We start from the raw sequence: 23,623 nt of genomic DNA, 5'->3' as shown, positions 1-23,623 counted from the left end.
GCTAAAATAGTGAGTAATTATTTGGATTTTGGCAAAGGAGAAAGAGCGATGTCGTGCAGGGGCGGGGCTTATTTGGAATTGTGTGTATTAATTAATTTTTCGTCGATCACGGCGGTTCGACTCATCATGTCGTGTCCCATCTGGCGGCGTTTGTTAAATAGTAGGGCCGCGAGTGTGGCGATCATGCCGAAGGGGAATAGCAGATAGAGTGTGAGTGTTTTGAGCCCTCCGCGCACGATGCCTGACATGATTGGAGGGGGGCTGAGTGTGACGGTGCTGACGCTGCGGATTCGGCAAATCCGTTTGCCCAATGAGCTGCCGCCGAAGAATGCTTCGCCGAGTGCAAAATAGATCCAGAAGGTCAGCATTTGCAGTTCGTTGGCGACAGCGAGCGCACGTGTCAGGTTCTTGCTTGGTTCTGGGATGGCTTGCTTGGGCGTATCGGGCTCAGTTGCTCGTTCGCTATACCAGGTGATGAGGCTCTGTGTCCAATCAGTGAGCTCGGTAAATGCAGCTGGGTGTGACTGCGGCAGTACGATCTTCCAGATGATGACAGAGGCCACCGCTGAGATTAGAATGAAATCCAGAAGGAAGGCAAATGCGCGCAGCGGGATGCTTGCTGTGGGCATGGGGCCATCCTTTCGAAAGATTGAGTCGAGTAGGTTGCCCGCACTGGGTGCTGTACTGGGAGTGTTTTCTGGCGGGCGCTCGTTGGGATTGGGGGAGCTCATCCGGCTTGTGAGGCTTTGAATGCGCGAAGTGTATTGTGCATGAGCATGGCTACGGTCATCGGGCCAACGCCGCCAGGCACGGGGGTGATTTGTGATGCCTTGGGTGCCACTGCCTGGAATTCCACATCGCCGACCAGGCGGTAGCCGCGCTTTTTGCTACTGTCTTCGACGCGGTTGATGCCGACGTCGATGACGGCGACGCCTTCTTGGACCATGTCGCCTGTCACGAAGTTGGCGCGTCCGATTGCGGCAATCAGGATATCAGCCTGACGGGTGATTTTTGCCAGGTCCTGAGTGCGAGAATGGCAAACGGTAACGGTTGCATTGCCTGGGAGCGCCTTGCGCATCATCAGGAGTGCGGCTGGTTTGCCAACGATTTGGCTGCGACCAAGCACAACGACGTGCTTGCCTTCGGTTTTAATCTGACTGCGTTCGATGAGTTCAACAATGCCGGCGGGCGTACAAGCAACGAAGCCGCTGTCATCTTCCTGGCACAGCTTGCCTATATTTAGTGTGTTGAATCCATCGACGTCCTTGCCAGGTAGGACACGGTTAAATGTCTCCGTTTCATCGATGTGTTTAGGGAGGGGGGCCTGGATGAGAATGCCGTTGATTTCAGGATCGGCATTTAGGCTGTCGATTTGTGCAAAGAGTGCCTCTTTGCTTACGTTGTCAGGAAGTAGGTAGAGGCGGCTTTCTATGCCGATACGTTCAGCTGTTCTCTCTTTTTTGCGGACATAGGATACAGAGGCGGGGTCGTCGCCGACTCGGATGAAGGCCACGACGGGCTTCTTTCCTTGGATTTGGCTAACTTCGGCAGTCAGCTCTTCAATAATGGATTCTGCGATAGCGTTGCCGTCGATGAGTTTCATGTATTCAAAGAACGCCAAGGCAAACTCTCTTGGCAACTCTGAAAGTTGTTTTGCGAGCAACTTAGTCGTACTTGTGGCGAATGGGAGGTTGAGGCCTTAAGCTATTTAGGAGATGTGGTCTATTCCACTAGCATGCCGGCGACAGCGCCACTTGAGAAATTGGCGAGTGAGGCGGCGAGTAGGGCGCGCATGGCGAGTTGGGCGATTTCACTGCGTCGTTGTGGTATTAAACTGCCCAGCCCGCCGAGTAGAATGGCGATGGAAGAAAAGTTGGCGAAGCCGCAGAGCGCGAAGGTTAAGATTGCCTGGCTGCGCAGGTTGAGTGTGTGCTGCATATGAGTGAATTCCAGAAAGGCTACGAATTCATTAAGCACAATTTTCTGGCCTATAATTGCACCCCCCTGGATGGCATGTTCCCATGGGATGCCAAGGATCCATGCCAGAGGGCAGAATGCGTAGCCTAATATGAGTTGGATACTGAGTGCTTCGATGCCCAGATGGTCGCCAATGTTGCCCAGAATTCCGTTGCCCAGGGCAATTAGGCCAACAAATGCGATGAGCATCGCTCCTACGTTCAGTGCTAGTTTGAGGCCGTCGCTGGCGCCTTGTGCTGCCGCATCAAATACATTGATGGGAGTTTCATCGGTATCATCAAGGAGCTTTTCATTATTAGCGATTTCTGTTTCGGGTAGCAGTAATTTGGCGAAAAGTAGGCCTGCGGGGGCGGCCATGAAGCAGGCCGCGAGTAAGAATTCCAAACTAACTCCCATTCTTGCATAGCCTGCCATGACACTGCCAGCGATGGAGGAGAGTCCGCCGACCATGACTGCGAAGAACTCCGAACGGGTCATGCGTGCTAGGTAGGGTTTGATGACCAGTGGGGCTTCGGTTTGGCCGACGAATATGTTGGCTGTGGCGCTTAGTGATTCTGCTCGGCTCGTTCCGAGTAATTTTTGGATGATGCCTCCGATGGATGCGACGATGAGGGGCATGACGCGTAGAAAGTAGAGCACGGAGATCAGTGAGGAGAAGAAGATGATTACTGGCAGGACTGTAAAGGCGAAGATGAGGCCTAGATTATGCTTTTGTCCTGCCAGTCCACCGAATAGGAATTCGATACCAACGAAGCCAAAGCTGATAACGTCGTTAACCATGACGGAGAGCACCTCGAGTCCGAATTTGCCCCAGGGCGCATAGAGGACCAGCGCGCCGAAGCCGAATTGGATTCCGATGGCGCCAATTACTGTGTGCCAGTTTATATTCTTTTTTGAGCTCGAACAGAGCCATGCGAAGACGATTAAGGTGCAGTATCCGAGCAGGCTGATGAGCATGAACGTCTAGGTTGGCGTTTGGGGGTGGATTTGCAAGCCTTCCGGTGGGCGCGCGATGGGACCCGATGTGGGGTCTTATTGTCCACTGTTTGTGGAGGCCGTGTTGCGGCTGTGGGTGCCGTTTCTAACGGATAAAGAGTGGCGGGATTCTAGCTGTGTCGCTCGGGATGGTCCTGGAGCCCGCATAAATAGTACGCTGCGCTCGATTTAGAGGCTCAAAAAAAATGCAAAAAGGTACTTGCACAGGAAAGGGCAAGCGCTACTTTCGCCGTCTTTCTCTAATTCCAGCGATCAATTTTCAATGCCAACAATTAACCAACTAGTCCGCAACCCTCGTGTTGTTCAAAAGGAAAAATCAAAGTCTCGTGCTCTGAATAAGAACCCGTTCCGTCGTGGTGTCTGTGTTCAAGTTATGACTCGTACTCCTAAAAAGCCTAACTCTGCGATTCGTAAGGTGGCTAAGGTACGACTGACTAATGGCATCGAAGTGATTGCTTATATTCCTGATGAAGGGCATAATTTGCAGGAGCACAGTATCGTGTTGGTACGTGGTGGTCGTGTTAAGGACCTTCCTGGTGTTCGTTATCATATCGTTCGTGGTACACTTGACTGTGTCGGTGTTGAGAAGCGTCGCCGTAGCCGTTCTAAGTATGGTGTGAAGCGCCCTAAGGATGCTTCCTGATCGAGTTGCTGCCACTTGCTGAATGCAAATTCGTAATACCTAATTTTAGACTTTAACTTTTTTTACTATGTCACGTCGTCGCCAAGCTGTAAAACGTCCTCTTATTCCAGATCCTCGCTACAATAGCACTCTGGTTGCCAATCTTGTGAACATGATCATGGAGCGTGGTAAGCGCACTGTGGCTCAAAAGATCGTTTACACCGCATTTCAGCGTGTGAGCGAGAAGCTTGAAAAAGGCGATCCGGTCGATCTTGTTATGGGTGCGCTTGAAAATTCGCGTCCTAAGCTTGAAGTGAAGAGTCGTCGTGTGGGCGGTGCTACGTATCAGGTGCCCGTCGAAATTTCTTTCGAACGTCAGCAAGCGCTTGCTTTCCGTTGGATGGTCAACGCTGCACGTAATCGTAAGGGCGTTCCTATGAACGAAGCTCTGGCTGACGAAATCGTCGATGCTTACAATAACACTGGGGGTGTTGTTAAGAAGAAGGAAGAAGTGCACCGCATGGCTCAAGCGAATCGTGCCTTTGCACACCTGCGCTGGTAGTCTGCGGACTCGCCTCGCATCCCCCCGTTCTTTTCCAGTCGAATCTCTTCTATGTCCGCTACTAGCACAGCGTCCGCTAACTCGCCGAAGCGTAAGTTCCCCTTGGAGCATACGCGTAATATTGGCATAGCTGCGCATATCGATGCGGGCAAGACGACGACGACGGAAAGAATTTTATTTTACGCAGGTGTCGTCCATAAAATGGGCGAAGTCCATGAAGGTAGCGCGGTTACCGACTGGATGGAGCAGGAGCGCGAACGTGGCATCACGATCACTTCGGCTGCGATTACTTGTAATTGGACTAATCAAGAGGGTCCGTTCGCCGGGATCTGTAATAAGATCAATATCATCGACACTCCCGGTCACGTCGATTTTACGGCTGAAGTCGAGCGCTCATTGCGGGTGCTGGATGGCACTATCGGTGTTTTTTGTGCCGTTGCTGGTGTGCAACCACAGTCCGAAACGGTCTGGCGGCAAATGACGAAGTATCATGTCCCGCGCATCGCATTTGTGAATAAGATGGATCGCGTGGGTGCAGATTTTTTTGCTGCGATCGAATCCATGCGTGAGCGACTCGCTGCAAACGCCCATCCGATCTTTTTGCCGATCGGATCGGAAGAAGATTTTATAGGTCTGATTGATCTGGCATCGATGAATGCCCGCATCTACGACGCGGCAGACCCTAGCGGGATGACCTTTGATGTGACGGAGATTCCAGCCGATTACGTCGATCAAGCTAATGAGTATCGAGAGAAGTTGATCGAAGCCCTTGCCGATTTTGACGACTCGCTGGCTGATAAATACCTCGAAGGTGAAGAACTTTCTGCAGACGATATTCGTGCTGCCATTCGTACTGCCACGATTTCTTTAGGCTTCTGTGGAGTGATTCCTGGCAGTGCCTTTAAGAACAAGGGCGTGCAAGCGGTTCTCGAATCCGTTGTCAACTATTTGCCATGTCCGCTTGATTTGCCACCGATGAAGGGGGAGACCGAGCAAGGACGCGATCTCGAAGTCGCCCCCGACGATAACGCTCAATTTGCTGGTCTTGCTTTTAAGCTGATGAATGACGGCTATGTGGGTAAGCTCGTTTTTATGCGGGTTTATTCAGGCACACTTGCGAAAGGCACCGCGCTCTACAATCCGCGCACGGGTAAAACCGAGCGAATTTCGCGACTGCTGGTCATGAAGGCAGATTCCCGTGAAGACATTGATGTGGCTTACTCGGGGGATATTTGCGCGATCGTCGGTGCGCGCGATGTCGTTACGGGCGATACATTGTGTGCTAAGGGATTTGATGTGCGCCTTGAGCCGCCCACATTTCCAGAGCCGGTGATCTCGATGTCCATCGAGCCGAAGACCACCGCCGATCAAGAAAAGATGGCGACCGGTTTGCAGCGTCTGTCCGAAGAAGATCCTACCTTTGTGGTGAGTTCGGATGAAGAAACCGGTCAGACTATTATTGCCGGCATGGGCGAACTGCACCTCGAAATCATTAAGGATCGTCTCTTCCGTGAGTTTAAAGTTGGCGCAGAAGCCGGCCGTCCGCAGATCGCCTATCGTGAAACAGTTACCATGGCATCTGAGGGTGAGGGTAAGTTTGTGCGCCAAACCGGTGGAAGTGGTCAGTATGGTCACGCACGCATTAAGATGGAGCCACTGGAGCGCGGAGCTGGAATCGAAATCGTAGATAAGACGGTCGGTGGCGTGATTCCCAAGGAATTTATCAAGCCCACCTTGGATGGCATACGCGAAGCCGCCAATAATGGTTCTGTCTGCGGTTATCCCGTTGTTGATTTCAAGGTCACACTCTTTGATGGCTCCTTTCATGAGGTCGACTCCTCGGAGATGTCGTTCAAAATGGCCGGTATCTTTGCATTCCGTGATGCTATGGAAAAGGCTGGTCCGCAATTGCTGGAGCCGATGATGAAGGTCGAGGTGGAGACGCCCGACGAGTATCAGGGCGACATCATGGGAGATTTGAACCGTCGCCGTGGTCAGATCCAGAATGTGGTGGGCAAGACTGCGTTTGTTACAATCGCTGCTCTGGTGCCCTTGCAGGAAATGTTCGGATACGCAACTGTTGTGCGTTCACTCAGTAAGGGGCGTGCCTCTTATAGTATGCAGCCTGAGTCCTTCGAGGCAGTTCCACAAAACGTTCTCAATAAAATTTTAGAAACCTCGACCCGCGGCCGTTACTAGAGCGAGACCAGCGAGTTCAGTAAAACGACTTTTTAAACCAACAACTTAACCAAACAAATATATAATATGAGCACACCACGTATCCGTATTCGCCTCAAAGGCTTTGATTATCGCGTAATTGACCAGTCCGCTGCGGACATCGTCGAAACAGCTAAGCGTTCCGGCGCTCGCGTTGCTGGCCCTGTGCCCCTTCCTACTAAAATCGAAAAGTTCACTGTGAATCGTTCCGTTCACGTTAATAAGAAGTCGATGGATCAGTTCGAAGTGCGTACACACAAGCGTTTGATCGACATCGTCGAGCCGACTGCAGCCACAGTGGACGAGCTTAAGAAGCTTAACCTCCCTGCTGGTGTTGATATTTCTATCAACGTCTAAGCATTTTTTTAGGTAGCCCCAATCTTAGGATTGGTGAGTGTTTTAGAGCCCCGCAGCTGCAAAGTTGCGGGGCTTTTATGTTTATCCTTAATTCAGAAGTCAGAATTCAGAAGTTAGAGGTCAGAAAATAGAAGCCAGTCATTGTGAATCAGTTAGTTATGAAAATCACTGCATGCGCCATTTTGGCGAGACAGGCAGTGTCAGAACTGATTGATATTCATTCCAGGTCTCTGGGCTCTGTCTTCTGACTACTCTTTCTAGCTTTATCTGAATATGGTTCTATTTTGAGAAACGCTCTAACTGCTCTGCTGCCATTCTTTCTCGATTTCCTTCATTTTATCGAAGTCGCCGCGTTCGCAGGCATTTACAAAGCCGTCGGCAAAGGACTTTAAGGTGTCCCAGCGCTGTCGTATGTCGGCCGCTTCTTCGCGGGTGATTCTCTCGTCGAGTCCTGCGTGGGCGATGGCTCCCAGTAGGGAGGCGAATTGGCTGACCATTTCATGTGTGGCGGGGTTGAGTGCATCGAGCTCAGAGTGCACCACTTTATTCGGTACGAAGTAGCCGTCAGCCTGAGCTGCGAGCCATTTGATCAGTTGGTTATCGCTGCAGGCCTGGTTGAGGGCGCAGACTCTGTCTAGCGGATTTTTGGAGCCGCTCTGAGACTCGCCCACCGGTTGTGACCATTTGTAGATGAGCGATTGCGAAATGCCGAGCTCGGCGGCGAGCGCCTTGGGGGAGCTGTTGGCAAAGCAAGTTTTGATGATTTCGTGGGATTGCACGCTTAAGGATTTCTAGAGTTTTGCTTATTTAGGCAAGGTGATTGTATAAAATCGCTCGCTTATTGTAATATATCTTCTCAGGTTTTGTGTTATCATTCTGCCCTAAGAAATCACATGATTGAAGAATTGTTTACTGAAGCCCTACGTTGGTATAATTTGCCATGGTCCCTAATGTTGGTATTGGTAGTCTTGTACTGGATCATTGCGGTTTTGGGAATCGTGGATTTGGATTTTCTGGATTTTCTGGGTTTTGATCTGGATGTAGACGCGGATGTCGATGTAGACGCGGACGTAGATGTGGATGCCAATCCCGGTGCAGGGGCATTTGCGGGACTATTAGAGTTTATTCATTTGGGGAGCTTACCCTTGATGGTGGTGGTGTCTGGGCTGGTGATTTGTGCTTGGGCGATGGCTTTAATTGGTAACTTTTATCTCAATTCGGCTAATTCTGGAGTGATTGGTTTCGTCGTTTCTTTTGCAGTCGCGATTCCGGGATTGATTATTTCGTCACTGGCTTTGTGGCCGGTTGCGGTATTCTACAAACGCTTGGAGGATAAGACTGATGGTAATCTCACGATGATTGGCCGCACCTGTCGTGTGCGCTCAGATCGTGTGGACGCTCATTTTGGACAAGCGGAAGTCAGCACCCCGGAGGGGCCCTTGGTCATCAATGTGCGCTCAGCCTCCGAATCCGGGCCGCTGCTAGCGGGAGACTCCGCTTTGATCATCAGTGAAGATTCGCAGCGCATGCTTTATACAGTCAGGAAAATAACCAACGAATTAACCAAGATATAAAAAAATGAATATATTATACTCACTTGCTATTATTGAATCTGTGGGGCTCACAGTGTTGCTGGGGATTGCTGCGGCGATTGTGGGCCTGTTGGTCACACTGATTAAAATGTACCGTAAGGTGGATCAAGGCTATGCGCTGGTGCGTAATGGTTTTGGTGGCACTCAGGTCTCGTTTGCGGGTATGGTGAGTGTGCCGGTGCTGCACAAATTGGAGATCATGGACTTGCGGGTGCAGCACCTGCCCTTGGATCGTCGTGGTAAGGACGGCCTGATTTGTCAGGATAACGTGCGGGCGGATATCAGTGTGGGCTTCTATGTGCGGGTAAACCCACACGAGAACGATGTCAAAGCGGTCGCGAAGGCCGTCGGTTGTGAGCGTGCATCGGACCTGGATAAGATTCGCGAGCTATTTGATGCGAAGTTCTCGGAAGCTTTAAAGACTGCGGGTAAGCAGTTCGACTTTGAGAGTCTTTACACCGATCGCATTGATTTTCGTAATAAGATCATCGAAGTCATTGGGCAGGATTTGAATGGTTATGCGCTGGAAGACGTGGCCATTGACTACCTCGAGCAAACGCCACTGGAGGCATTGAACCCTGATAACATTTTAGACTCTGAGGGTATCAAGAAGATTGCTGAGCGTACCGCGACGCAAGCAATCCTAGAGAATGAGATCGCCAATCGCCGTATCCAAACCATCAAGCAGAACGATGTGCAGCGTATCGAAGCCGTGTTGGAGATGGAGAAGCAACAGGCGGAAGCGGAAGAGAAGCAGAAGCGTGAGATCGCGGTGATTCGCTCTCGTGAAGAGGCGGAGGCGAAGCGTGTCTCCGAGGAGCAGCGTTTACGCGCCGAGCAGGCCCGGATCAATACCGAGGAGGAATTACAAATCGCGCAACAGAATATGGAGCGCCAAGTGATTGTCGCAGAAAAGAATAAGCAAAAGACGGATGCTGTTGAAACAGAGCGCGTCGAACGCGACCGCCAGCTTGAAGTGGTGGAGCGTGATAAAGTCACCACCTTGGCAGACATTGAAAAGACCAAAGCCGTCGAAATCGAAAAACGCAATATTCAGGATGTGATCAAGGAGCGCGTGATGGTTGAAAAGACTGTCGTGGTCGAGCAGGAGAAGATTAAGGATACGGAAGCCTTTGCCACAGCAGATCGTCAGAAGCGGGTGTCGATTACCGATGCGGAAGAAAAGGCCGAGCGTGAGAAGCTCACTCGCTTAAAGGATGCTGAGGCCAGCCAAGAGGCAGAGAAGCTGAAGGCCGACGAAGAGTTTTATAAGCAAGTGCGCAAGGCGGAGTCCAGTAAGCGTGCGACTGAGTTGTCCTCCGAGGAAATCGTAATTGCCGCAGAAGCAGAAGAAGCGGCTTCGGTGAAGCAAGCTTTGGCGAAGAAGCATCTGGCTGAAGGTGTTGCCGCTGAGACGGCAGCACAAGGTTTGGGTGAAGCCAAGGTGATGGAAGCCAAAGCCACTGCAAGCCTGAGACAGGGCGAGGCGGATGCGAAGACCTCTGAGCTCAAGTTTGAAGCAGATGCGAAGGGTATCACTGAAAAGGCTGCTGCCATGAAACTCTTCAATGAGTCCGGTAAGGAGCACGAAGAGTTCAAGCTGCGCCTTGAAAAGGATAAGGAAATCGAACTTGAGAGCATTCGCGTCAACGAGGAGATCGCACGCCACCAGGCTCAGGTGCTCTCGGATTCGCTTAAGAATACCAAGGTCGATATCGTGGGCGGTAGCACTGAATTCTATAATGACATCATTGGTGCCGTCACCCGTGGTAAGTCCTTTGAGCGCACCTTAAGCAGTAGTCCCGCGCTGACTGATGTGAAGGAGACCTTCTTCAATGGAGATCCGGAATACTTCAGAGCTCAGGTTTCGAACTGGCTCAAGGATTTCAATATCGATGTGGCTACGGTGAAGGATCTGTCTGTGGCGAATTTGATGTTGAAACTCGCTTCAGAGACCAATGACCAGGATAAGCTTAGTCGCATTCGCGGACTCGCAGGTTTGGCCGAGAAGTTTGGTTTGGCCAACGAGAGTGTTCAGCAATTTCTGATGCTTGGTCAGAAGTAGTCGTTTGCATTCTCCAGACGTAGCGGGCAGCGATACCAAACTGGTGTCGCTGCCGGACGGCGCAAAACTTTAAAACAGCTAGTAGATCCACTATGGAAAGTCAAAATCCAGCGGCAGGGCAAAAACTCGAGGGGGGTGCTTATGAGGTCATACGCAATCGCTTGACGACTCAAAGTGCGGAGCTATTGCAGCGCGTGCAGCAGCTCGATGGTGAGCGTAAAACTGTGTTCGGTGCGGTGGATACTCGCTTGTTGGCGACGGATCGTATCCAGACCAGTAATAACTGTATTCCGCGTGGAATGATTGCACTGCCGGGTGGGCGTTTCATTTTCGGCTACAATGTGCACATGGGCCTGAAGTCACAGGTGGAGGTGACGGATGTGTTCGCCAAATTTCGCTATGATGTCTCCGACCATTCCTTTCACGAGGAGCCGCTGAATGCTCTCGAGTCCAGCGAGTTTCTGGCCGATTTTCAATATCTGTATAAATACTACAAGAACACCTTCTTCGCGAAGTTTATGATTGTTGGTCCGCACCTGTTGATGGTGTTTCAGATTAGCGATGACCTTCGGGATATTAAAGTATTCAAATGGTTAATACAGGGAGAGCAGCTGACCTATCTGGGGAATCGCTTCGAGCAAGAGTATGTGTTCCCCGCACAGCATTCGTTTGAATGGACGCGCGCGCATCGTGATCTGCACCGGGCTGGAAGCTTTCCGCATGTATCGATCGAGGATCGTTTGTTCGTGGAAACTATCGGTGGTGATTTGACCATTAAGATCGAGGACAATACGGACAGCGGGGAAGGGATTTACACCGAGCCGGTGGACAATCCCGATCAGACACTCGATGATGCCGATATTCACTATGCCAGTGTGGGGAGTCTGATCTTTCTGCGGATCAAGCCTTATCAAGAGAAACAGACGCGCTACTTCATTTATAATGAAAAAGCGAAGGAGGTGAAGCGTGTCGATTCGGTGGCGCATTCGTGTGTGATGCTTCCGGAGGATCACGGCGTGATTTTTGCCGATGGCTATTACCTTCACAACGGAGATTTTAAACGCTTTAGTCGTGTCGCTGGTGAAATGACATTTGAGCGTGTCCTAAAAGCGCCGAATGGTGAAGACTTTCTGTATGTATTTTATCAGCAAAGTGAGGGACTGTATCAGCTGCTCTCATACAATCTGATTGCGCAGAAAGTGGAGAGTCCGATTGAAGCGCATGGCTATAGTATCTTTGAAGATGGTTCCTTGATCTATTTTAAGGCGCAGGAAGAGCCGCAAAAGCACCATGCCTTACAAGTTTGGCAGACGCCTTATGCTGCCGAGGAAGTGTCGGTGGAGGCCAATAGCGATAGCTATCTGTTTAAGATTGGCAATGCAAGTATCGTGCGCTGTATCGCCGAGTGCCATAGTATCTACAACTTATTGCAGAAGGAGGATGCATACGAGGGCCTGTATCTCGACTTAGTCAAAGACTGTGTGGCCACCATCGATAGTTACTTTTGGTTGGGCTCCGAGGATGCCTTTAACTTGAAGGCGACCTTGTCGCAGATTCGGGATACTGGCCAGGCGGCGATTGCGGAGTTTGAAAAAGTGCAGCGTATCCGCAAATCGACGCTGACGCAGACTCGGGCTGTTCAGACGCAGGCGCGTAAGTTGTTTACGGAATTGGCTGGTGCACAGCCTGATGATGTCCGTGTGTTTGTCGATTACTTGGCGAGTTTGCGGCGTTTGCGTGGCGAAGTGATCGGATTGCGGGACTTGAAATATGTCGACCTTACACTCTGCGATGAACTTGAGCAAGGTGTGGCGACGCAAATCGATGCACTGGCGCAGGCGACGGTCGAATTTTTATTGCAAGCGCAAGCGCTCGTTCCTTATCAGCAGCAGCTTCAGGAGGTAGAGGCTGCGATGCCTGAAATCAAAACTGCAGCTATGGCTAAAGAGCTGCTAGCCGAGTTGGATGCGACGGGGGCACAGCTGGAGATGCTGATTGAAATGGTCTCGAATTTAAAGATCGAGGATGCGACCGAAACGACTCGCATTATCGATGCGATTTCGGATTTATTCACCGAGCTGAATCGTTTGAAGGCAGAAGTGAAACGCTCGCGTCAGGAGTTGATGCGCAAGGAAGGATCCGCACAGTTTCAAGCACAGATTAAGTTGTTGGAGCAATCGGTGGCCAATTATTTGGACATCGCTGACGAGCCTGAGCGTTGTGATGAATTTTTGACGAAGGCAGTCGTGCAGTTGGAAGAGCTGGAGGGGAAGTATGCAGAATTCGATGAGTTTATCGAGATCCTGTCTGACAAGCGCTCCGAGCTCTATAACACTTTTGAATCTAAGAAGGCGAGCTTGCAGGAAGTGCGCAATCGTCGAGTCAGTAAGCTCGTGCAATCGGCGCAGCGCATTCTCAACGGTATTGAAAATCGTTCGAAAGCCCTGAAGGAAATTAACGATATCAACGGCTATTTTGCATCGGACTTAATGGTTGATAAAGTGCGGGACTTAGTTGAAGAGCTGAAAACGCTGGGCGAAGGCATGAAGGGCGACGAGTTGTTGACCCGTTTGAAAACCATTCAGGGCGACGCGGTGCGGCAGCTTAAAGATAAACAAGAGCTCTTCGTTGATGGTGAAAACTTAATTAAATTTGGGCGCCACGCTTTCACGGTGAACTCGCAGGCGTTGGAGCTGACGTCGGTGCTGCGCGACGGTGATTTATATACGCACCTCTCAGGTACCCAGTTTTACGAAAAGGTGGAAGACCCGGAATTGTTAGAGACCAAGCCTGCCTGGAAGATGCATTGCTGCTCTGAGAATGATCATGTCTACCGTGCGGAGTACCTCGCGTATAAGTATTTGGAATCGCAAGGCGCGGAGGATTATTTGCAGCTCACAGACGAGGAGCGTCTGGAGTCCATACGTGAATTTATGGCACCTCGCTATCAGGAGTCTTACACGAAAGGGGTGCATGATTTTGATGCCCGTGTGATACTGGACCAACTCGCTGAGACGCACTCTAAGGTCGGTCTGTTACGTTATAGTCCCCAGGTGCGTGCCTGTGCTTTAGTCTTTTGGCATAGCCAGGCAGGACAAGCGCTGACGAATCATTTGCGCGAACGCATCGACGCTTTTGGGCAAATGTTGCGCGTCTTTCCCAATCATCACACCCAGCGAAATTACATCGAGGAATTGAGTGATGCGATCGACGCTTTTGCGCAGGAGACGGCCTTCTTTGAGTCGATTGATCGCCATGCTGCGGGAGCGTATCTGTTTTACGAGATTGTGCAGGATGCCGATCTTTATTGCAGTAAAGAAGCTGCGGATTTGATCGATCGTTTCCAGCGGGAATTGTTGTCCAAGCGCTTTGACGCTGCATTTAAAGAGGCGGTGCAAGCGGTGAGCTCGGATGTGTTGAGTGAGTATCGTGTGATTTATGATTGGTTGGAGGGCTACGCGGTTACGCATGCGCTCGACCCTGAGTTACGCACATTCTTGCCAGAGTCTGCGGCGCATTTGCTACGTGGCGGGCTCGAACGTCGCAAGATTCTGAATGTGCCAATCAAGCACGAGCTTGCGGGCCTGAAGGGGGACCACCGGGTCATTGAAGACGGGGGGCTGTATCATTTTAATTATCTGGATCTGATGCAGCGTATGCAGTGTTTCGAGTCGGGCGACCAGGCGCTGTTTCTTCGTTATGAACGTCGCAAGAAGGCTTTGTTGATTGAGAATGAAGCCTCGCTACGATTGAACGAGTTTAAGCCACAGGTGTTGAGCGCCTTTGTTAGAAATCGTTTGTTAGATGAGGTTTACCTGCCGTTGATCGGTGATAATTTTGCGAAGCAAATCGGTAGTGCCGGTGAGGATACCAGGACCGACCGCATGGGCTTGCTCTTGCTTATTTCGCCGCCGGGCTATGGTAAGACTACTTTGATGGAGTATGTGGCGAATCGCCTGGGCATTACCTTTGTCAAAGTGAATGGGCCCTCGCTCGGGCATGAGGTGACATCGCTTGATCCGGCGCAGTGTCCTAATCTTGCGGCGCGTCAGGAAGTTGAGAAAATTAATTTGGCCTTCGAGATGGGCGATAATGTTCTCATCTATCTCGACGATATTCAGCATACCAATCCCGAGTTCTTGCAGAAGTTTATCTCGCTTTGCGACGGCACACGCCGCATTGAAGGTGTGTATAAAGGGAAGTCGCGCACCTATGATTTTCGTGGGCGTAAAGTCGCTGTAGTCATGGCGGGTAATCCTTATACCGAGGCGGGTGGGAAGTTTCAGATTCCTGATATGTTGGCGAATCGTGCCGACACTTATAACCTGGGAGATATCATTGGTGAGAATAGTCAATACTTCGAGGCCTCGTACATCGAGAACTCACTGACTTCGAATCGGACCTTAGGGATTCTTGCAGGTAAGGATCGCAAGGATGTGTATGCTGTGATGCAAATTGCTGAGACGGGACAACGTGAAGGTGTCACCTTTGAATCCTCTTATTCCATGGAGGAGATCAATGACATGGTCGCGGTGATGAAGATGATGATGCGGGTGCGCGATACGATTCTACGCGTAAACTTGGAATATGTCCGTTCGGCTGCGCAGGCAGAGGATTATCGCACCGAGCCTTCCTTTAAGTTGCAGGGTTCCTATCGTAATATGAATCGGATCGCTGAAAAGCTTTTGCCGATCATGACCGATGAAGAGGTGGAGCAACTCATTGTCGATCACTACACGGGAGAGGCACAAACTCTGACCGACGGAGCGGAAGCAAACCTACTCAAGTTTAAGGAGATTGAAGGCAAGCTTTCCGAACAGGAACGTGCACGTTGGGATGAGATTAAGAAGCGCTTCAATCGTAAAAAGTTATTAGGTGGCAGCGAGGGCGACCCTATCAATCGTGTGGTGGCGCAATTGTCCGACTTCAAAGAAGGGCTGGATGGAATCGGTCAAGCGCTCGTCTCCGGGCGAGCGGATGCGCAGAATGGTATCGGCGCGGCGATCCAGCAGCTCGCGACAGTCGTCCAAGATCAAGGCGCCTTATCTGCCGAGCGTGTGCGTGCCCAGCGGTCAGACTTCGAGCAGTTCGGTGCCGATAATTTGCCTCAGTTGTTAGCAGCATTGCAAGGCATCAGCGCGCACTTGCAGCAGTCCAATGGACAGAGTCGCGAGCTCAGCCAAGCCATCCGCGAAGCAGTCGTGCCACAGCGTGAGCAAATACTCGAGCTAAGCGAAACCAGTAAGCAAGAAGTCGCCTTCAGCCTGGATGAGTCTTCGTTACGTGTTCTGAATACCTTGATCAGTTCAATCGATTCTTTGCTGAGCAGAATCAGTGTGAATCATAATCGCGAGTGATCAGACCGTAATTGTGAGCAAGAGATTCCGCTTAAAAGCGGGACTCCGAACGCTGCGGGGAGTTGTGTTTGCAAAGGTTTGGAGTCCCGTCTTTAGACGGCTGCGTTGTGTGAGCACGTGAGCAAAAGATTCCGCTTAAAAGCGGGACTCCGAACGCTGCGGGGAGTTGTGTTTGCAAAGGTTTGGAGTCCCGTCTTTAGACGGCCGCGTCTTGTGAGCGCGTGAGAAAAAGATTCCGCTTAAAAGCGGGACTCCGAACGCTGCGGGGAGTTGCGTTTGTAAAGGTTTGGAGTCCCGTCTAAAGACATTGGTCTTTAGACGGCCGCGTCTTGCTGCGCCTGAGCAGAAGATTTGCCTGAGAAGCATAGATCCGAACGGCTGTGTGCTTTTATCTAACTCGTCTTTTCTTTACTATTTTCTTTTTCGAAAGTAACCATAGGGATTTCTTCGCCTTGAGATTCGACGGCGGTGGCGAAGCCCAGTTCGCCTGAGAGACTTTTGAGTGCTTCGTGAGCTAAGGCGCGTTCCTCTTCGACACTGGGGACTTCCAGCACGGGCATGCTGTCCTGTGCTACTCGCGCGCGACCGGCAGCTTTGGCACGTGCATCTTCGACCATGCTTTCTAATCGATTCATTGTTTCACTCGCCCCGCCCATGTCTGCCGTCATGCTGCTTGCCATCTCGGATAGATCCGCGGTGGCTTCCTTTACCTTTAACTCGTTGATCTTGGCCTGCAGGTTTTCGATCTTCTTTTGCGCTTCCTTGATGCTCGCTTCCCGATTGCGTGACATTTCCTGATAGGTGTTTTCGGCGGCTTCCAATTGATCGCGATTGGTGACCAACTCCGATCTGATTTCTGAAAGCTTGAGCGCTTGGCGTCCCGCGAGTTCCTGATTGCCGGCGGTCACGTTGGCCTTGATCTTGGTGAGCAACTGAGCCTCTTGTTGCTCCTGATTGTTGACCTGAGCGATCAGTTTTTCAACCATCGCGGCGTGGGCAGCCAAGCCTTGATTGTAGCGCTGGATTTGTTTTCGCAGATTTTCCTTTTCAGCGCCCAGCAGCGCGTCGGGATTGGTTTTTTCTAATTCAGTGACGGCTGAGCCAAATAGACTTTTGAAGAAATGGAGTACGCGCTTAATCATAGTTAGCTAATATATCTGATTGGGGGTATTTTGACTATTATAAATTTCGATAGATTTCTGAATGCGCTGAGGTTATTTTTCGCATAATATGAGTCTGGGTGAAATAATGTTCACCTTTATGCTTGACAATAGTCTTGCTTTCATGTGATAGAGAAAGGCGTTCTTCATTTTGGAGGACATCGAAAACGATTCATTCGTAGCAAGCTAAATTAACGTAACTGAAAGGAAATATTATGAATCAGACAATCATCAGCGGACACCTCACAGCCGACATCGAAACTCGCGAAATCAAAGCTCGCGAAAAAGCCAACGGCGTTCAGCACCTAAGTAAATTCACGCTCGCCTGTAATGATGGGGAGCGTGTGGTCTTCATGCCAGTCGAGGCGTGGAATATGCCACATTTGGCCGAGCACTTGTTTAAGGGCTCCAAAGCATTGCTTGCGGGCAGTCTTAAACAAGAGCACTGGGAGACAGATACGGGGGATAAGCGTAGCCGCATCGTATTGACTGCGCACAAGGTGGACTTTCTCGACCCCGCGCCAAGCCGTGAATCGCATTCGCATCCGGAAAGAGGCCTGCAAAGAGGCCTGCAAAGAGGCCAGGACACGCGGCGCACTCGCTCACAAAATCGACCTTCGCGCTCGGCGGCTTGATTCGCTGCTTGCCCTGGGGCAGTTTGCGCTCGGATAAGATTGATTTGGCGCGTCCGATGCGGTGACTTACTTTTGTGCCGACATTTCCTCCAACACTGTGCTTCGCCCATCCGTGGCGCGATTATCAAGCGCGAGCCTTGGCGGAGATGGAGGCGCACTTGGACGATGCCCGTCTACATGTTGTCGCGCCGCCGGGGTCTGGTAAGACGGTTCTTGGGCTGGAGTTCATGCGTCGTTTGGCGGGCCCGAGCCTGGTGGTCGCGCCGACTCGCACCATTCAGTCGCAATGGGCGGAGCGTTTGCGCCAAGATTTTGCCGCGGGCGCTGCGGATTGGATCAGCCTCGACTTGCGCCAGCCTGGTTTAGTGACGATCACGACCTATCAGATGGTCGATCAGGTCATGTCGCAGCCCGGGGCGGAGCCAGTCTTGGCCGCTCTGCGTGCGCTTGGGGTCCAAACTCTGCTTCTGGATGAGGCGCACCACCTCAAGCAGGCTTGGTGGCAGTCGATTATTGATCTGCGCAAACGTATTGAGGGGGTGCATACTATTTCGCTGACTGCGACACCTCCTTACGACTCGTCGGCTGCAGAGTGGGAGCGCTATATTCAGCTCTGTGGCGAGATCGATATGGAGATTCCAGTGCCGGAGCTGGTGTTGAATGGCGATTTGTGCCCACATGTAGACCTGCTCTATTTTGAGTTCGCCAGTCCCGAAGATCTGCAACAACGCGCTAGCTTTCAAAGCCAGATCAACGAGTTGGTTGCTGACTTGTTACATCGGGACTCGCTCGCTGAGCAAATCAATAAGCATCCATGGTTGCTGGACCCCGAGGCGCACGAAGCCGATATTTATGCCGAAGTGGAGTGGTTTTCGTCGCTGCTTATTTATCTCCACACCAGAGGAGCGCGGTTGCAGCCAGAGCTACTCGAATTGTTAGATGCGGAGGCGGGCGAATTGCCGTGTTTCGATACCGAGTGGGCGCAGGTCTTACTGCGCGGCATTGTCTCTAAAAAGCAGCGTTCGCTATGGCCGCAGGACTTTGTGAGACAGATCGAAGCTTTGCTGAAGCAGCGCGGTGCGATTGAGCGAGGGCATGTGCATTTACTTCCGAGCCATGCGCGGAATCGCCGCCTGATGCGTAGTGCCACCAAGTTGCGCTCGATTGAAGCGATCGTGCGCGTGGAACGTGAGACCCATGGCGCGGACTTGAGATTGTTGGTGCTGTCGGACTACATTTATCCCGAATTTCTGGGCACGCATTGTGAGCGGAGCCGCAATGCAAAATCTTTGAAACTGGGAGCGGTGCCCATCTTTGAGAGACTACGTCAGCTGGGAGGCGAGCGGGTCGGTCTGCTCACAGGTTCCATGGTCATTATTCCTGCGAGCGCAGCGGGCACCTTGTTAGAGGTTTGCCGCGAGCGGGGACTTTCACCGGCGGATGTGCGCTTAGAAGTGCTCGAGGCATTGCCTGACTATCGAGCGCTCACCTTACTGCGCGGTGCTTCGAGGCAACTGGTGCCCGTGATGACCGAGACCTTTGCTCGGGGCGCGATTCATATACTTTCAGGCACGCAAGCCTTGCTGGGCGAAGGTTGGGATGCGCCCTGTATCAACAGCTTAATCATTGCCTCCAATGTCGGCTCCTTCGTGTCGTCCAACCAAATTCGGGGCCGAGCCATTCGCACCAATCCCTCGAGTCCGCTGAAAGTATCTAAGATCTGGCACCTCGTCACACTCACGGGGGTGCCCCATGACGAGCCCGATTTGGACTGCGTGCGGCGCCGGCTCAAAACCTTTGTCGGTCCGAATCACCGCGAAGCGGCGATTCAATCGGGATACGAGCGCTTGGGCATTCCCGCCAGTATTTTGACTCCACAGCAATGCGAGCAGGTAAATGATGAAATGCAGGCGCTCTCTGCCAATGCCAGCTGGATTCGTCAGGCATGGCTCGGGCCTGCCAATGCTCCCGATTGGAAAGGATTGTTTTATCGAAGCATTCAAGTCAAAGGGCGCAAGTTGATGCATTACGCTTATCTGTGGAGGACCGTAGAAGCGGTCTTGTATGGCGCCGCGTTATCGATTCTTGGCGTGGGGTTTGATGCCTTTCGACACATGCTCTCCGGTGGTCGCGGTCTCGCGGTATGGGGAATGTTGCTACTGATGCTCTTGATCGGACTGCTGCGAATCGCTCCCGATCTTTGGCGGGCCCTGCGGCTCTATCGTCAATACGGGCTCACGGGAGTGACTGCAGATCGAGTCGGGCGCTCCCTGTTTCGCACAATGCATGCGCTCGGGAAGTTTGACGAAGACGTGCCGGAGCAAGCTCTCACGGTGGACCGATTTATGGGCCAAGTTTCTGTCTCACTCAAAGGTGGCAATCGTATGGACCGTCATCATTTCGCCACAGCCTTTTTAGAAATGATGGGGCCCATTCGCTCGCCGCACTATTTGATTTCATCGGTTACCAGCGCTCGCAGCAGTTATTTCCCTGTTCCAGAATTACTGCGTGGCAGCGAAGCAGAGCGAGCTGAATTGTTGCGACAAGCGAAGCGACTGATGGGGAATGTGCGCTTGGTGAACTGTAGAAGTCGCGAAGGCCGCCGGGTTTTACTCCAGGCGCGCGCCTGTTCTATTTTTAACGAATGGGAAGATGCTGGCGAAAGCCTGTCACGCTGGGAGTAGTGCTGGCGCGATTGTCCGCTCAGAGCTGGTTCCAGGGGAGTCTGCTGTGTCTGAATTGAAAGTAGTTAGTTGACTGATTGTGGTTTTGTTCGATGATCGAGCCGACACTCGCCACGTGCGTCCACCGTATCAACCATTTGTCCTATGAAATTTTTAGAGAAACTATTTAGTCAAGAGTCTCGCTCCACCCCTGAGTCCGAATTGCAGCAAGCAGAGCGCGAAGCGATTATTGATCTGCTACTGATGGCGATCTATGTGGATCAACATTTATCATTGGCAGAGACCAAGGAGTTTGACCATGCCGCTGATTCTCTCGGTTGGGATTCCAGCACGGGGCCCTCGGTTTACATTTGCAATGCGACCGACCGCGCGAGAACCGCTCGTATCAGCGAAGAGCTGACCGCAGATTTTATCGCATATGTCGCGGAGCGCCTGAGCGAAAATTCAAAGCCACGCGCTTTGGAACTACTCAATCGTCTCTTCCAATCGGACGGCTTGACCGACAAAGAAAAGGGTTTTCTGCAGCAAGTGAGAGACGCCTTCGGCAGCGCTTGAGTTTAGTTCTGAAATTCAGCGCAGTCTGGGCTAATGCGCTTGCTTCGGGGGCCGTTTTTTTGAGAAGAACAGGCATGCCGACATTTACCGCGATCGATTTTGAGACAGCCCAGCCGAAGCGTTGGAGTATTTGCCAAGTGGGCTTGGTGCGGGTGGAGGCGGGCGTCGTCACCCAAGAACTCTCGCTTTTGGTGCGGCCGCCGGAGGATATGTATTCGGGTTTCAATACCGCGGTGCATGGGCTGACGGCGCGCGATACGATGGCGGCGCCGGGCTTTGATGCGATTTGGCCGCAGATCGCCAACTTCATCGAAGGGCAAACGGTGGTGGCGCATAATATGGCCTTCGACGGTTCTTGCCTGAAGCAGGCGCTGGAGTTTTACGGGCTTCCGTTGCCACTGTTTGAGAAGCAGTGCACCTATAAGCTATTTAAGAAAAAGCTGAATTATTGCTGCGAGGAGTTCGATATCCCACTGAATCACCACGATGCGCTGTCGGATGCGCGTGCCTGTGCGGCACTGTATTTGCGCTCCTTGCGCGGGTGAGCTGTTGGGGTTTACTGCAGCGTGCCGGTCTGTAGATAGTGTATCACCTCTTGGATGACTGTTTGCTTTTTCATGATCATCGGGTGAGTGGTGTGGAGTACTTTGTAGGCGCGCATGCCTGCGACGCGGGCGCTGGTAGTGGAAACCTTGCCGTCGTCTTGGCCGGGGATCATGAGTGAGTTGATCCAGTTGATACTGCGATCGCCGGTAATGACGGCGCAGTCGAAATTGATTGCGGGCAGTTGGCCGATGAAGCTGTCTTTGCCGGTGCCGAGTTGTTGCCCCGCCGGACCGTTGATCTTTTGAAAGAGCCACCAATGGCCAATTTTATCGACGACTTCGCTGCCGGCGTTGGGCGGGCTGAGCATGACGACGCGAGCGAGCTTGGGCAATGGGGTGGTGGCTTGGATCTGGCGCACGAGAATGCCACCGAGTGAGTGGGTGACGATGTGCACTTTTGTGGCCTTGGTGGTCTGTGTGCGTATTTGCTGATGGACGCTTTCGGCCAGCTGCTCGATGCCATGCTGGCGTGAGTCGTAGCTCAGGTTGTGCACTTGGTAGCCTTCGTTGACGAGTGCGCGCTGCATCTTGTTCATGGAGGCGGCGCTGCGGGCGAGGCCGTGGAGTAGGACAACGTGCTCTTGGGCGTGGGTGGTTCCGTAGCTGAGGCTCATGATCACTAGTATATAGAGGAGGCGTATGGGGTGGGGCGGTGTGCGGCTCATTGTAGGAATTGATCGAGGAAGTGAGTCAGTAGATCTTCCGCGGGGTCGGGTTCGCTGACGTTGAGCTTGCCGCTTTGCTGTAGTAGGCAGATGCCATGCAGGGTGGACCACAGGATCTTTGCTTTTTGGCGCGCGAGTGTGGGGGAGCTGCTGAGTGGCATAATGGCGTCGCATACCTGGTCGAAAATCGCGTGAATGGCGGCGTGATAGTCGTCGGAATTATAGTTGAGCGGCTGGGCAAAGAGTAGGGACCACAGCTGCGGCTGCGCGTGATGGAAGTCCAAGTAAGCCTGCGCGATGCGACGGATGCGGCTTTCGCTTGTTTCGCCGGGTTGATGGAGTGTGCGCAGGCTGTCGGCGAAGCTGTGCATGCTCTCGATATTGATGGCTGCGATGAGAGCATCGATGTTTTTAAAGACATTATAAAGCGTGCCGGGCGTGTAGCCGATCGCTTGGGCGACCTTGCGTGTGGTTAGCGCGTTGGGGCCTTGGTCGATGACGATCTGGCGACCGGCTTGGATTGCCAATTGTGTGAGTTCTTCGCGGGAGTGGTCTTTACGGCGGGCCATGTGTTCATGTGTTGAGAGTTTTTTATTATTATGAACATTGTTTAAAATTAATATTAAACAATGTTCAATTATATTTTTTAAGATTCGGTATGTTAGAAATATTTGGGCTGCTGCTTGTCTTGGGTTTGATTGCGACTCTGATTTTGCCTTGGGTGAATTTGGGGCGGATTAGCAGCACCCGCAGTGAACTGGAGCGACTCAAGCGTGAGCTAGGGGAGCTGCAGGATCGCAAAGACGCGGTGGTTATTCGGGAGGACGTAGGGGCTTCATCGATGAAGACCGCCGAGGCCAAGCCAGCGGAATCCACGGTTTCGCCATCGCGCGACGCAAGGACTCGGCCTGTGAAAATAGCCGAGTCAGCCACTGGGGCGAATGCGGAGATTCGCGAGCCCGGGAACGCAACTCTCCCGAGTTGCTCTGCGTCAGAGCCGGTCGCTGGGACGAATGCGGAGATTCGTGATCCCGGGAGCGCAACTCTCCCGAGTTGCTCTGTCTCAGAGCCGGTCGAGTCCGCTGAGGCGCAAGACTGGTTTGGCAAGGTCGCCGTTTGGGTCGGGGGGATTGCTTTATTGATGGCGGGCTTTTACATGATTAAATACTCGATCGAATCTGGTTGGCTGACGCCGCTGGTTCGCCTTTGGTTGACGGTGGTTTTTGGGGGCCTGCTCTGCGGGGCTGGGTTTGTGATTGGAGTGAAATCGTCGGTGATTGCCAATGAGCGCATCGGTCAGGCCTTGGCCGGGGCGGGCATTGCGTGCTTATATTTTGCTGCCTACGTAGCCGTGCATATGCATGGATATGTGTCGTTGGGGCTGGGCTTGGCTCTGATCGGATTTGGGTTCAACTATAATGAAGTGGTGCTTGCCTAGCGAGTTGAGATCACGGATGACTAGGCGCGGACTTTCGTGAAGTACAGAAAATAATGACTTTTTTCTAAATCAAGCATTGACGAGAGCAGAACTTCCCTCTTTTTTCCGTCGCTCGCTTCCCAATTGAGGCGATAAA

General features: G+C 52.0%; 19 protein-coding genes. 12 read left to right on the top strand and 7 right to left on the bottom strand.

Annotated elements, in window-relative coordinates:
* Nucleotides 1–68 precede the first annotated feature (68 nt).
* From QEH59_RS06040 to QEH59_RS06030, 3 genes are all read right to left on the bottom strand, one after another.
* Nucleotides 69–731 carry an RDD family protein gene (locus QEH59_RS06040; protein ID WP_308984461.1) on the bottom strand — a complete coding sequence of 221 codons (663 nt, stop codon included), beginning with the start codon at nt 729–731 and terminating at the stop codon, nt 69–71.
* Nucleotides 728–1,603: a bifunctional methylenetetrahydrofolate dehydrogenase/methenyltetrahydrofolate cyclohydrolase FolD gene (folD, locus tag QEH59_RS06035; protein ID WP_308984460.1), complete on the bottom strand. Its 876-nt coding sequence runs from the start codon at nt 1,601–1,603 to the stop codon at nt 728–730. The genes QEH59_RS06040 and folD overlap by 4 nt, the downstream gene beginning before the upstream one ends.
* 119 nt (nt 1,604–1,722) lie before the next feature.
* Nucleotides 1,723–2,934 carry a NupC/NupG family nucleoside CNT transporter gene (locus QEH59_RS06030; RefSeq protein WP_308984459.1) on the bottom strand — a complete coding sequence of 404 codons (1,212 nt, stop codon included), beginning with the start codon at nt 2,932–2,934 and terminating at the stop codon, nt 1,723–1,725.
* 301 nt (nt 2,935–3,235) lie between these two features.
* On the opposite strand from QEH59_RS06030, the gene rpsL reads away from it, so the two are divergent.
* The 4 genes from rpsL (at nt 3,236) to rpsJ (ending at nt 6,731) form a co-directional block, all read left to right on the top strand.
* The gene (gene rpsL, locus QEH59_RS06025) at nt 3,236–3,616 is read left to right on the top strand and encodes a 30S ribosomal protein S12 (RefSeq protein ID WP_308984458.1); all 381 of its coding nucleotides are present in this window, start codon (nt 3,236–3,238) and stop codon (nt 3,614–3,616) included.
* Between the two features lie 67 nt (nt 3,617–3,683).
* Nucleotides 3,684–4,157 (top strand): 30S ribosomal protein S7, encoded by a 474-nt coding sequence (rpsG, locus tag QEH59_RS06020; RefSeq protein WP_308984457.1) that lies wholly within the window; start codon nt 3,684–3,686, stop codon nt 4,155–4,157.
* Between the two features lie 51 nt (nt 4,158–4,208).
* Entirely contained in the window at nt 4,209–6,356 is a 2,148-nt protein-coding gene (gene fusA, locus QEH59_RS06015; protein ID WP_308984456.1) for an elongation factor G, read from the top strand.
* A gap of 66 nt (nt 6,357–6,422) precedes the next feature.
* Nucleotides 6,423–6,731 carry a 30S ribosomal protein S10 gene (gene rpsJ, locus QEH59_RS06010; protein ID WP_308949566.1) on the top strand — a complete coding sequence of 103 codons (309 nt, stop codon included), beginning with the start codon at nt 6,423–6,425 and terminating at the stop codon, nt 6,729–6,731.
* A 296-nt stretch (nt 6,732–7,027) separates the two neighbouring features.
* Here the strand turns inward: rpsJ and QEH59_RS06005 are convergent, their stop codons facing one another.
* Nucleotides 7,028–7,510 (bottom strand): phage regulatory CII family protein, encoded by a 483-nt coding sequence (locus QEH59_RS06005; protein ID WP_308984455.1) that lies wholly within the window; start codon nt 7,508–7,510, stop codon nt 7,028–7,030.
* Nucleotides 7,511–7,624: 114 nt separating this feature from the next.
* Between QEH59_RS06005 and QEH59_RS06000 the strand changes: the two genes are divergently transcribed.
* The 3 genes from QEH59_RS06000 (at nt 7,625) to QEH59_RS05990 (ending at nt 15,745) form a co-directional block, all read left to right on the top strand.
* Nucleotides 7,625–8,305: an OB-fold-containig protein gene (locus QEH59_RS06000; RefSeq protein ID WP_308984454.1), complete on the top strand. Its 681-nt coding sequence runs from the start codon at nt 7,625–7,627 to the stop codon at nt 8,303–8,305.
* A 4-nt stretch (nt 8,306–8,309) separates the two neighbouring features.
* On the top strand, nt 8,310–10,388 hold the full coding sequence (locus QEH59_RS05995; RefSeq protein WP_308984453.1) for a flotillin family protein: 2,079 nt from the start codon (nt 8,310–8,312) through the stop codon (nt 10,386–10,388).
* Between the two features lie 92 nt (nt 10,389–10,480).
* Nucleotides 10,481–15,745, top strand: a complete 5,265-nt coding sequence (locus QEH59_RS05990; protein WP_308984452.1) for a DNA repair ATPase — start codon at nt 10,481–10,483, stop codon at nt 15,743–15,745.
* Between the two features lie 392 nt (nt 15,746–16,137).
* On the opposite strand, the gene QEH59_RS05985 is transcribed toward QEH59_RS05990, so the two are convergent.
* The gene (locus QEH59_RS05985; RefSeq protein WP_308984451.1) at nt 16,138–16,887 is read right to left on the bottom strand and encodes a PspA/IM30 family protein; all 750 of its coding nucleotides are present in this window, start codon (nt 16,885–16,887) and stop codon (nt 16,138–16,140) included.
* A 233-nt stretch (nt 16,888–17,120) separates the two neighbouring features.
* On the opposite strand from QEH59_RS05985, the gene QEH59_RS05980 reads away from it, so the two are divergent.
* From QEH59_RS05980 to QEH59_RS05965, 4 genes are all read left to right on the top strand, one after another.
* Nucleotides 17,121–17,540, top strand: coding sequence for a single-stranded DNA-binding protein (locus QEH59_RS05980; protein WP_308984450.1), 420 nt, complete (start codon nt 17,121–17,123; stop codon nt 17,538–17,540).
* Between the two features lie 74 nt (nt 17,541–17,614).
* Entirely contained in the window at nt 17,615–20,224 is a 2,610-nt protein-coding gene (locus QEH59_RS05975) for a DEAD/DEAH box helicase family protein (protein WP_308984449.1), read from the top strand.
* A gap of 144 nt (nt 20,225–20,368) precedes the next feature.
* Nucleotides 20,369–20,779 (top strand): hypothetical protein, encoded by a 411-nt coding sequence (locus tag QEH59_RS05970; protein WP_308949607.1) that lies wholly within the window; start codon nt 20,369–20,371, stop codon nt 20,777–20,779.
* 74 nt (nt 20,780–20,853) lie between these two features.
* Nucleotides 20,854–21,324, top strand: coding sequence for a 3'-5' exonuclease (locus QEH59_RS05965; RefSeq protein ID WP_308984448.1), 471 nt, complete (start codon nt 20,854–20,856; stop codon nt 21,322–21,324).
* A gap of 11 nt (nt 21,325–21,335) precedes the next feature.
* Here QEH59_RS05965 and QEH59_RS05960 read toward each other — a convergent pair whose 3' ends face one another.
* Both QEH59_RS05960 and QEH59_RS05955 read right to left on the bottom strand, forming a co-directional pair.
* Nucleotides 21,336–22,049 (bottom strand): esterase/lipase family protein, encoded by a 714-nt coding sequence (locus QEH59_RS05960; RefSeq protein WP_308984447.1) that lies wholly within the window; start codon nt 22,047–22,049, stop codon nt 21,336–21,338.
* Nucleotides 22,046–22,618 carry a TetR/AcrR family transcriptional regulator gene (locus QEH59_RS05955; protein ID WP_308984446.1) on the bottom strand — a complete coding sequence of 191 codons (573 nt, stop codon included), beginning with the start codon at nt 22,616–22,618 and terminating at the stop codon, nt 22,046–22,048. The genes QEH59_RS05960 and QEH59_RS05955 overlap by 4 nt, the downstream gene beginning before the upstream one ends.
* An 89-nt stretch (nt 22,619–22,707) precedes the next feature.
* On the opposite strand from QEH59_RS05955, the gene QEH59_RS05950 reads away from it, so the two are divergent.
* Nucleotides 22,708–23,487 (top strand): DUF2339 domain-containing protein, encoded by a 780-nt coding sequence (locus tag QEH59_RS05950; protein ID WP_308984445.1) that lies wholly within the window; start codon nt 22,708–22,710, stop codon nt 23,485–23,487.
* Nucleotides 23,488–23,623 lie beyond the last annotated feature (136 nt).

Origin of the sequence: Thalassobacterium sedimentorum, assembly GCF_031127905.1 — a bacterium.
GTDB lineage: Bacteria > Verrucomicrobiota > Verrucomicrobiia > Opitutales > Coraliomargaritaceae > Thalassobacterium > Thalassobacterium sedimentorum.
Note: the sequence above shows the minus strand (reverse complement) of the source record. Positions and strands in the feature narration are given on the sequence as shown.